Source organism: Leisingera sp. ANG49 (genome assembly GCF_059694505.1).
In genome coordinates this window covers 603,224-613,201 of the sequence record NZ_JCATZN010000004.1, presented here as the reverse complement: position 1 = coordinate 613,201, position 9,978 = coordinate 603,224, and the positions used below count along the sequence as shown (strand labels likewise).

The 9,978-nt window shown below is 66.4% G+C and carries 8 protein-coding genes; 2 read left to right on the top strand and 6 right to left on the bottom strand.

Annotation, left to right across the window (positions count from 1 at the left end):
- Positions 1–466 precede the first annotated feature (466 nt).
- From AC58NV_RS16835 to AC58NV_RS16820, 4 genes are all read right to left on the bottom strand, one after another.
- Positions 467–1,240 (bottom strand): LamB/YcsF family protein, encoded by a 774-nt coding sequence (locus tag AC58NV_RS16835; protein ID WP_497228145.1) that lies wholly within the window; start codon positions 1,238–1,240, stop codon positions 467–469.
- The gene (locus AC58NV_RS16830) at positions 1,237–2,268 is read right to left on the bottom strand and encodes a 5-oxoprolinase subunit C family protein (RefSeq protein WP_497228144.1); all 1,032 of its coding nucleotides are present in this window, start codon (positions 2,266–2,268) and stop codon (positions 1,237–1,239) included. Before AC58NV_RS16830 ends, AC58NV_RS16835 begins: the two co-directional genes overlap by 4 nt.
- Positions 2,265–3,017 (bottom strand): 5-oxoprolinase subunit B family protein, encoded by a 753-nt coding sequence (locus AC58NV_RS16825; RefSeq protein ID WP_497228143.1) that lies wholly within the window; start codon positions 3,015–3,017, stop codon positions 2,265–2,267. The genes AC58NV_RS16830 and AC58NV_RS16825 overlap by 4 nt, the downstream gene beginning before the upstream one ends.
- Before the next feature lie 109 nt (positions 3,018–3,126).
- Positions 3,127–4,530 (bottom strand): methyl-accepting chemotaxis protein, encoded by a 1,404-nt coding sequence (locus AC58NV_RS16820; protein WP_497228142.1) that lies wholly within the window; start codon positions 4,528–4,530, stop codon positions 3,127–3,129.
- A 551-nt stretch (positions 4,531–5,081) separates the two neighbouring features.
- On the opposite strand from AC58NV_RS16820, the gene AC58NV_RS16815 reads away from it, so the two are divergent.
- Entirely contained in the window at positions 5,082–6,470 is a 1,389-nt protein-coding gene (locus tag AC58NV_RS16815; protein ID WP_497228141.1) for a sensor histidine kinase, read from the top strand.
- A 1-nt stretch (position 6,471) separates the two neighbouring features.
- Positions 6,472–6,933 (top strand): response regulator, encoded by a 462-nt coding sequence (locus tag AC58NV_RS16810; protein WP_497228140.1) that lies wholly within the window; start codon positions 6,472–6,474, stop codon positions 6,931–6,933.
- Positions 6,934–6,976: 43 nt separating this feature from the next.
- On the opposite strand, the gene AC58NV_RS16805 is transcribed toward AC58NV_RS16810, so the two are convergent.
- Both AC58NV_RS16805 and AC58NV_RS16800 read right to left on the bottom strand, forming a co-directional pair.
- A complete protein-coding gene (locus AC58NV_RS16805) occupies positions 6,977–7,618 on the bottom strand; it encodes an alpha/beta family hydrolase (RefSeq protein WP_497228139.1) in 642 nt (213 codons plus the stop codon).
- Between the two features lie 114 nt (positions 7,619–7,732).
- Complete coding sequence (locus AC58NV_RS16800) at positions 7,733–9,790, bottom strand: putative bifunctional diguanylate cyclase/phosphodiesterase (RefSeq protein ID WP_497228138.1); 2,058 nt, start codon at positions 9,788–9,790, stop codon at positions 7,733–7,735.
- Between the last annotated feature and the right edge of the window lie 188 nt (positions 9,791–9,978).

Genomic DNA, 9,978 nt, shown 5'->3' with positions numbered 1-9,978 from the left:
TCACCTCTGAGAGACAACAATCCCGGCTGCGCTCCAATTTCTTGCTGCGCCGCCGTTCCAGCTAACCCTCGGTGGTGACCGTCAGCGCCTCAGCGCCGCCGGTGAGGGGTGTTCTATGGTTAGCGCCGGAGAGTCGCAACCCCTTTTTTGAAGTTTCTATGACTTTTTGCTTGCCTCGGCAATAAGTTGATATTTTTCAATCGGTTATCACCCTTGAAAAGCTGCGCTCGCAGCCGGGAAACGGGCTTTCAGCGGGCCTGGAGAGAACAGGCGGAACCGCCCTTCGATTGCACCACACTATATGTTGGGGGTATGCCCCTTGGCATATACAAGCCGGTCGGTTTCCATCGAGTCGGCTGGAATCGAATCCGACGGCGCAAGCGCCGCGATTCCCGGGATTTTCCCGGCGTGCGGCCCAAAAATCTGCCTCAGATCCTGCTCCCCAAAGGGCGCCCCCTGCCGCGCCTCAGCCCCGGCGGCCGGGGAATTGCCGGATGGCGATCCCGCCTGCGGTCAGGCTGCTGCGGACGGAGGCGGCGAGTTCCACGGCCTCGGCTGTATCACCGTGCAGGCAGATGGTGTCGATCGCCGCCGGAATGCGTTTACCGCTTTCGGTGATGATCACCCCTTCCTGCACCATTTGCAGGATGCGCGGCCCGGCCAGGTCCGGATCGTGGATCACCGCCCCCGGCAGGGAGCGGTCGACCAGGGTGCCGTCGTCGTTATAGGCGCGGTCGGCAAAGATCTCGCCGCACCAGTTGCAGCCCAGCTCGCGCACCACCTCCTCCATGGCGGTGGCGGCCAGCACCATGATGATGATCTCCGGGTCCACATCCAGCGCCGCCTCGTAGCAGGCGCGCGCCATCGCGTGGTCGACGCAGGCCATATTGGAGAGCGCGCCGTGCAGCTTCAGGTGCCGCACCCGGGTGCCAGCGGCCTGGGCCAGGCCCCGGGCGGCGCCCAGCTGATAGCGGATCATATTGGCCAGGGTGCCGTGCGGCACCTGCATCTTGCGGCGGCCGAACCCCTGCAGGTCCATAAAGCCGGGGTGGGCGCCGATGCCGGTGCCGTTGTCCCGTGCCAGCGCCATGGTCCGCGCCATCACATCCGGGTCACCCGCGTGAAAGCCGCAGGCGATATTGGCGGAGGAGACGATGCCCAGAAGCGCGGCGTCATCGCCCATGTTCCAGGGGCCGTAGCTTTCGCCCATATCGGCGTTCAGGTCGACAGTCTTGGTCATGCGCTTTCTCCCGTCGCAAAAGGGTCCGCCTCCGCCGAGACGGCCCCGCTGATCAATTGATAGGACAACAGGTCCCGGACCGCCTGCGGATCCCGCACCAGCGGGCGGCAGGCAGCGGGCAGTCCCTTCAGTGCTTTTTCGAATTTCGCCTGGATCCCCAGCCCGTCCTCCAGGCTGATCCAGCGGAAGCGCAGCGCCGCCCCCGCCTGCGCCTGCGCTACCCTGGGCAGATCGCAGGGCAGCACGGTGCCGATCCGCGGGTAGCCGCCGGTGGTCTGGCATTCGCGCAGCAGCACAAAGGGCTTGCCGTCGCCGGTCATCTGCACGTCGCCGGGCAGGATCACCTCGGACAGTATGTTGAGCTGCCCTTCGGCGGCGAACCCCTCTCCGTCCGAGACCATTTCCACCCCCATCCGGTTGGCACGGCTGCCGCGGCAAAAGGCAGTGGCGGCAAAGCGGGCCCGGACGGGTTCGGGGAACAGGCAGCTCTGAAAGCTCTCTACGATACGCAGCTCGCCGCCCTTGAACCGCTCCTCCGCCGCCAGCACCAGCCCGGTATCGCCGTTCCGGTCCGGCCCGGCGGGCAGCAGGTCTCCGGCCTCCGCCACCCGGCCCAGCCCGGCCATCAGATGCACGGCGCGGGCGCCCAGCAGCGGTTCCGTGGCGATGCCGCCGCCCAGATGCAGATAGCCGTAGACGCCGGCGCGGGCAGCGCCGATGGTCAGGCGCTGGCCAGCCTCCATCCGGTGCGAGGCATTCCAGGCCAGCGCCTCGCCATCCAGTGCCGCCGCCATCGGCGCCCCGGTCAGCGCAATGCGCACGGGGCCAATGGCCTCGAACTCGCCGCCCATGCCGCCCATCTCCAGCGCTGCGAGGTCCGGGTCCTGCCGCAACAGCGCCGCGCCTTCGGCCAGCGCCAGCGGGTCAGCCGCTCCACCCTGCGACACGCCCTGCCCCAGCAGCCCGGGACGGCCCGTATCCTGCACCGATGCGGCCGGGCCGATGCGGAGAATCCTGAGGCCGCTCATGCCGGGATCTCCGAGGCAGTGGCGCCGCCGCGCAGCGGATCGTCTTCGCAGAGCTTCAAAAAGTCCGGCCTGGACACCGGTTCAAACTGCATCTCATCTCCGGGCCTCAGGGCAAAGGGCTCGTCTGTGTCCGCCTGGAACAGCCTCAGCCCGGTCTGGCCGACATGGCGCCAGCCGGTCGGCGCCGGGCTGGAAAACAGCACAAGCTGGCTGATCGCCTGCACCAGCGCGCCGCGCGGCACCATCGGGGTCAGTTCGGTCTGCCGCGGCAGGTTCCACTCCGGCCCCAGCGAGCCGAGGTAGGGCTGGCCGGGCGCAAAGCCGATGGTCAGCACCCGCACCCGTGCGGCGCCCAGGCTGTCGATGGCCTGCGCCTCGCTCATCCCGGCGGCATCGGCGGCCTCCGCCAGCTGCGGCGCCAAATCGGTGCCGTAGACGGTGGGCACCCGCCAGAACCGGCGCCCGGCGGGCAGCGGCGCCTGCAGCCAGTCCCGCGCCGCCAGCAGCTCCTGCAGCGCCGCCTCAATCCGCCCGTGCGGCAGAACGGAAGGGTTAAAACGGACAAACACCGAGGCCAGCGAGGCCATGGTCTCCGCCACGCCCTCCAGCGCCCGCGCCTCCACCGCGGTGCGGAACGCCAGCGCCGCCCGGTTGGAGGCCTCGCTCAGGCTGCCGCCGAAGCTGACCAGCATGCCGCTCAGCCCGGCGCGGCGGACCAGCGGATATGCAGCCGCATCCTGGCTGTCCATGTGTTCACCCCGTCATTTTGCGGCCAGCGTTGCGGCGCAGGCGGACAGTGTCAACACGTCAATTCAGGCAAACCCCGCGGCACCCGCGGACCGGCTGACGGCAGCCGCCTCAGAAGTCGTCCCTGCCCTGCGCCGCGGACAACCCGTCCTGCGCCGGCGCCGGGCGCTGAAAGGCGATCACCTCCGCCGACGGGGCAGCCGCCGGAGCCGCGCCTTCGCAACCGCTGAACTTGGACACCTCGCGGGTCAGCTGGCCGGAATCGGACGACAGCCGCCGGCTGGCGGCGGAGGCCTCCTCCACCATCGCCGCGTTCTGCTGGGTCACCTGATCCAGCTGCGAAACACCCTGATTGATCTCGCTCAGCGAGGCCGCCTGCTCCTTGGCGCCGGCGGCAATGCCGCTGATGTGGCTGGAGATGGTGCCGACGCTGTCGATGATCTGCTGCAGCTCGGCGCCGCTGCGGCCCACCAGATCGACCCCGCTGGCCACCTGCTGCTTGCTCTCGCTGATCAGCTGCTTGATCTCCCCGGCGGCCCCGGCAGAGCGCTGCGCCAGCGCCCGCACCTCGGAGGCCACAACCGCAAAACCGCGGCCCGCGTCGCCGGCGCGCGCCGCCTCGACCCCGGCATTCAGCGCCAGCAGGTTGGTCTGAAAGGCGATGTCGTCGATCATGCCGATGATCTTGGCGATCTCCTCGGAGGACGTCTCGATCTTCGACATCGCCGCCACCGCGTCCCCGACAACCCGGCCGCTGCGCTCCGCCGCGGTCTTGGCCTCGCTGACGATGCCCTCCACCTTTTCCGCACCCTCCGCCGCGGAATGAACGGTTGAGGTCAGCTCCTCGATGGCTGCCGCGGTTTGCTCCAGCGTGGCGGCCTGGCTTTCGGTGCGCTGCGACAGGTCGCTGGCCGAACGCGAAATCTCATCCGCGGTGCGCCCCACCGCACCCGACACCTGGGTGACCGCGCCAATCGCCGTTTGCAGCTGTTCGGCAGAGCGGTTGAACGCTTCGCCCAGCGCCGCGATATCGGCCTGCTCCGAGAGGGTGACCCGGACGCCCAGGTCGCCCTGGCTCATCGCCTCCAGCCCGCGGGCGATCTCCTGCAGGCCGCGGCGGCGCACGGTCACATCGGTCGCCACCTTCACCACCTGCACGACGGAGCCATCCGGCCCGGTGACAGGAGCATAGGTGGCCTGGATCCAGATGGTTTCCCCGGCCTTGGTCACCCGCGGGAACTGATCGGTGAACACCTTGCCCTTCGCCAGATCCTTCCAGAACGCCTTGTATTCCGCGCTGGCCGCTAGATCCGGCGCCACGAACATCGAATGGTGCCTGCCGGCGATATCCTCCAGGCTATAGCCCATTGCGGCCAGGAATTTGGCGTTGGCGGTCAGAATGGTGCCATCCGGTTCGAACTGGATCGTGGCCTGGGTGCGGTCAACCATTCCGGCAATCATTTCAGCATTGCTGGCCTGTTCTGCAGGCTTGGCCGACTTTGATCTGAAAAACATTCTGACTCTCCGCGTTCGTGATTCTAAATTGCTGGCGAGAGACTGCCGCTAAAAAGACAGAAAACTCTTAACCGGGAACAGGCCTGCCTCGGCGCCCCTGCCAAGCCGGCGGAGCGGCCCGAACCGGTTCTATCCTCGCCGCAGCAGCGCTTCGGCACCCGCCCCCGTGAGGGCAGCATCAAAAATCGGGTAAAACCTGCCCTGACCGGAACCGGTTTACAGTTTGCTAACCGGCTTCAGGCTTTCTGCCCAGGATTGCGCGGCGGGCTGCAAGCCGTTGCAAATCGCCTTGGCCGGCGGCAACGGCCCAATATCCGAAACACAACTTTAAGTTGCATTTTTCTTGAAACAGCGCACGAAGAATGTACCCTGACCGGACAAGCCGCTAGCCGGCTGCAAGCATTGCCACCAATCAGCAGCCGGATTTCTGACCGCCTGCACCGAACCAAGGGAACGCCCGCATTATGACATTTGCCCGGCAAACCGGCATCCATCAACAGCCTCGCTGGCGGCTCCCGGCCGGCCAGCATGCCCAGGCCGCAGCCGCCCTGATGATCGCCGCCGGATTTTTGTTCGACTACCTGACCCCGCTGGGGGTGGCGGCCGGGCTGACCTACACCGGGGTTGTCCTCTGCGCCATCTGGGCGGGGAAGCCCGCCACTGCCTACGCCTATGCCGCGGCGGGATCCGTGCTGACAATTCTCGGCTATCTTCTGTTTCACCGGGCCGGCATCCATGAATGGATCGTCCTCACCAACAGGGGGCTAACGGTCCTGGCGCTCTGGGCCTTTGCCTATGTTGTTTGCCGCCAGAAGACGATCATGGTCTCCCTGGAACGCAAGCAGACAGAGCTGACGGCCATCCGCGACAACAGCGTCGAAGGGATGGTCACCATAGATCCCGAGGGCAGAATTCAGAGCTTCAACCGCGCCTGCCAGCAGATCTTCGGCTACAGCGCAGAGGAGGTGGCCGGCAAGAATGTCAGTATGCTGATGCCCGCTCCGTACCGGTCGGAACACGACGGCTACATCCGCGCCTACTTCAAGACCTGGCAGCCGAAATTCATCGGCGACAGCCGCGACGTGCAGGGGCGGCGCAAGGATGGCAGCACCTTCCCGCTCAATGTCTCCGTCAGCGAGATCCGGATCGGCGAGCACATTCTATTCAGCGGCATTGTCCGCGATATCTCCGAACAGAAGCGCGCTGAGGAGGAACGGGAGAAATTCATCGACGACCTCTCCCGGTCGAACCGGGACCTGGATGATTTTGCCTATGTCGCCTCCCACGATCTGCGGGCGCCCTTGCGGGTGATCGACAATGCCTCCAGCTGGCTGGAGGAGGACCTGGCGGAAATCCTGGATGAAGACAGCCGGGAAAACCTGCAGCTGCTCCGCTCCCGGGTGTCGCGGATGGACCAGCTGCTGGACGACCTGCTTGAATATTCCCGGATCGGGCGCAAGACCGACCACCGCTATCAGCAGCTCACACCCGGCAACGATCTGATGCAAGAGGTGCTGATGCTGATTGATCAGCCCGCGGGCTTCACGATCCGCATCGACCCGGCGTTCGAGAGCATCCAGCTGGTGAACATGCCACTGAAACAGATCTTCGCCAACCTGATCTCCAACGCCATCAAGCACAGTGAATCCGGTGCCGGCTCGGTGGACGTGACGCTGCAGGACGCGGGCGGCCACTGGGTCTTTTCGGTGGCGGATGACGGTCCCGGCATCGAACCCAAGTACCACGAGAAGATCTTCAAGATGTTCCAGACGCTGCAGTCGCGGGACCAGGTCGAGGGCAGCGGCATGGGCCTGTCCATCGTACAGAAACACGTGCAGCAGGCGGGCGGCACGATCTCTCTCCAGTCCGCCCCGGGGGAGGGCTGCGATTTCCGCTTCACCTGGCCCAAGCATGAGCCCGCCGCCAAGGGAGGCAGCTGACATGGCGCATGGCACCGGCATCCCCTTCTCCCGGACAGAGCTGAAGATCCTGCTCGTCGATGACGACGACGGCGACGCCAAGGCGGTGCGGCGCGCCTTCCGCAAAGCCAATATCGCAAATGAGATCACCCGGGCCGTTGACGGCATCGACGCGCTCGACATTCTCCGCGGCACCGGCGGCAGGGACAGGATCACGCCGCCCTACGTGCTGCTGGCCGATATCAACATGCCGCGGATGAACGGCTTCTCCCTGGTCGGGGAGATGCGCAGCGACCCCGGCCTGCACAAGTCGGTGGTGTTTTTCCTGACCACTTCCAGCGACCAGCAGGACATCGCGGCCGCCTACAGCCTGAACGCCGCAGGCTATATCGCCAAGGAGACCGCCGGGCGCGACTTCCTGCAGCTCGTCACCATGATGGACCGCTACTGGCGGATCATCGAACCACCCGCACCGGAACACTGAGCCGCCCGGCGCCCGGCCCCGCGCCCGGGCCTGCCAACAGCCTCTATGCCAGCCCCTTGGCCCAATCGCCGGCCGCGGCGCAGGCCGCGTCCAGATTGTGCTCCTGTCCGAAGCCGGTCACGGTCTTGCGCGGTTTCAGATCATGGTCCCCGTCTTCCAGCCAGCACAGCCTGATCGCCGGAGACAGCGCGTACCCCTGCACCTCCTCCAGCGCGCCGAAAGGGTCGCGGCTGCCCTGGCAGATCAGCGCGGGCGTTTCCAGCCCCTCCAGATGCGCGGTCCGCAGGCGCTCCGGCTTGCCAGCCGGGTGAAACGGGTAGCCAAGGCACAGCAGGCCGCAGATGCGCCCGCCGGCGAGCAGCTCGTCAGCAATCAGGCTCGCCACCCGGCCGCCCATGGATTTGCCGCCGATGACCAGCGGCCCGTCGCAGGCAAGGCAGCTGACGGCGGCCAGAAACTCCGCCTGCAGTTTCTCAGCCTTTGGCGGCGGCCGCTTCGGCCCGCCGCTGCGGCGGGCGGCCATATAGGAAAATTCGAACCGCGCCACCCGCAGCCCCCGGCCGGCGAGACCGGATGCAATGGCCGCCATGAACGGCGTGTCCCTGGGGGCGCCCGCACCATGCGCCAGCAACACCGTCGGGCAGCCATCGCGGCCGCCGTCAAAAAGAAAAGAAATTTCCGTCAAGCCCGTGCTCTCCCAAACCGCCCGGCAGGCAGGTTAGCAGCTTGCAGCCTGCGCTTCATCCCCTCCGGCGGTTCCGGCCGCAGCGCCTGCCCGCGCGCCGGCCCAGGTGCGGCATCACGCCGAGTGTCTCCTGTCCGCCGCGCTCTGCCCGCAGGCAATCCGCCGCATGTCCTCCCGGTTCATCGGCATCCCGAAATAGAACCCCTGGACGGCACTGCATTTCTCCGCCTGCAGGAAGTTCAGCTCATCCTGCTTTTCCACTCCTTCGGCCAGCACCGGAATGTTCAGGGCCGACCCCAGCAGCAGCGTCGAACAGACGATTGCCGCGCTCTGCGCGTTCCTGTGCACATCCCTCACAAAGCTCTGGTCGATCTTGATCTTGTCAAAGGGAAAGGTCTGCAGGGTGGCCAGCGAGGAATAGCCGGTGCCGAAATCGTCCATCGCAATGCGGACGCCGTAGTCCTTCAGCTGATGCATGACTTTCAGGCTATGGGCCTGGTCGTCGATGATGCTGGATTCGGTGATTTCCAGCTCCAGCCGCTCGGGCGGCAGGCCGGTTTCCAGCAGGATGTCCATCACATCCTCGGCAAAGGACGGCTGCACCAGCTGCTGCGGCGCCACATTGACCGCCACCTGGAGCGGCCGCTCCCAGCCGGACGCCTCTTTGCAGGCCGCGCGCAGCACCCAGTGCCCGATCTCCCGGATCAGGCCGGTCTCTTCGGCCACCGGAATGAACTCGCCTGGCCCCACACGGCCGCGGATGGGATGGTCCCAGCGCAGCAGCACCTCAAAGCCGACCGGCTCCAGCGTGGTGATGTCATTCTGCAGCTGATAGGCCAGCTCGAACTGCCCCGCGGCGCAGGCCTGGCGCAGATCGTGGACCAGCTGCAGCTTCTCCCGGCTCTGACGGTTCATCTCCTCGCTGAACTGGCAGATCGCGCCAGCCGGATCGGACTTGGCCCGGTACATCGCCAGGTCGGACTTGTGCAGCAGCTCCAGCGGGTCGCGGCCCTCCTGCAGGCTGGCTGCCACCCCGATAGCCGCCCCTACCCGGACCGAGATGCCCTCCAGCTCGATCGGCTCGGTGACCGACGCCTGCAGGCGTTCGGCAAAGGCCAGCACCTGCTCGATCCGCCGGAACCCCTGCTTGACCGCAACAAACTCGTCGCCGCCCACGCGCGCGATGTGCTCATCCGGCCCCTGCTGGCAGGTCAGCCGCCGGGCTACGGCCTGCAGCACCTTGTCGCCCACCGCGTGGCCATGCAGATCGTTCACCTCCTTGAACAGGTTCAGGTCGATGGTCAGCACCGCCGCACGCCCGGTCTCATCCTTGCGCATGCGCTCTGCCAGATCAGCCAGGAACTGCGTCAGCCACATCCGGTTGGGCATCCCGGTCAGCGGATCGTGCAGCGCCGCGTGCGCCAGCATCCGGCGCGCTTCGCTTTCGGCATTTGCCTCGATGACGGCAGAAGCGAAACCAACCAGCAGGATCAGCCCCATGACCCCGGAAACCAGCATCCCCAGCACCGTCCCCGAGATCACCTCTTCGGGCACATCCACCGGCGGGCTGAGCTGGACATTGATGGCGCTCATGCCGGTGAGATGCATGCCGCAGACGGCGCCCGCCAGCAGCACCGTGGCCAGCGCCCGGTTCCGCCTGCCCAGCCCCTGTCTGGCGGCAAAAGCATACCCCCAGGCGCCCAGCCCGACTCCGACCGCAAGCGACAGCACCTGGTAGCCCGGCTGCCACTGCAGTTCCCCAGGGATCAGATAGGCCTGCATGCCGGTGTAGTGCATCACGGCCACCGTCAAGCCGAACGCGCCCCCGGCCAGCAGGGCCGGATGCCGTCCGGCGCCAAAGGCCAGCACGGCATTGGCAGCCAGCACCCCCAGCACCGCCACCAGCAGCGACAGTCCGGTCAGCAGCGGTTCGTAGCCATGGTCGAATCCCGGCTCATAAGCCAGCATCGCAATGAAATGCGTCGCCCAGACTGTCGCCCCGGTGATCACGCCGGAGAGCCCCAGCTGCACCAGCCGCTGCCGCCCCGTTGCGCCGTTCAGCCGGTTGATCAGGCGCACGTTCAGGCCGACCCCGGCAACACAGACCAGGGCGGCGACAGCCATAAGCCCGTAATTGTGCTGCTGCGTTATGCAATCCAGAATTCGGTACATCAAAATCCCCGGGCCGAGATACAGTGCTGCGGCCAGAATTCCGCCAAAAGCTTAAAGAATGGCGAAATCCGCAATCCGGGCGGTGCCGGCAGCACTCTGCATTTGCCGCAAATACCAGCGTATGCCCGTCGCCCTGCCAGCCCCCGAGCATCGCCCCCGGCTGCCGGCACGTCCTGTGCCATTCCGCC

Excerpts from the sequence above, each read along its gene's own strand:
- AC58NV_RS16825 (WP_497228143.1), bottom strand. The coding sequence starts at position 3,017 with ATGGACAGCCAGGATGCGGCTGCATATCCGCTGGTCCGCCGCGCCGGG.
- AC58NV_RS16810 (WP_497228140.1), top strand. The coding sequence starts at position 6,472 with ATGGCGCATGGCACCGGCATCCCCTTCTCCCGGACAGAGCTGAAGATC.
- AC58NV_RS16815 (WP_497228141.1), top strand. The coding sequence starts at position 5,082 with ATGATCGCCGCCGGATTTTTGTTCGACTACCTGACCCCGCTGGGGGTG.
- AC58NV_RS16835 (WP_497228145.1), bottom strand. The coding sequence starts at position 1,240 with ATGACCAAGACTGTCGACCTGAACGCCGATATGGGCGAAAGCTACGGC.
- AC58NV_RS16830 (WP_497228144.1), bottom strand. The coding sequence starts at position 2,268 with ATGAGCGGCCTCAGGATTCTCCGCATCGGCCCGGCCGCATCGGTGCAG.
- AC58NV_RS16820 (WP_497228142.1), bottom strand. The coding sequence starts at position 4,530 with ATGTTTTTCAGATCAAAGTCGGCCAAGCCTGCAGAACAGGCCAGCAAT.
- AC58NV_RS16800 (WP_497228138.1), bottom strand. The coding sequence starts at position 9,790 with ATGTACCGAATTCTGGATTGCATAACGCAGCAGCACAATTACGGGCTT.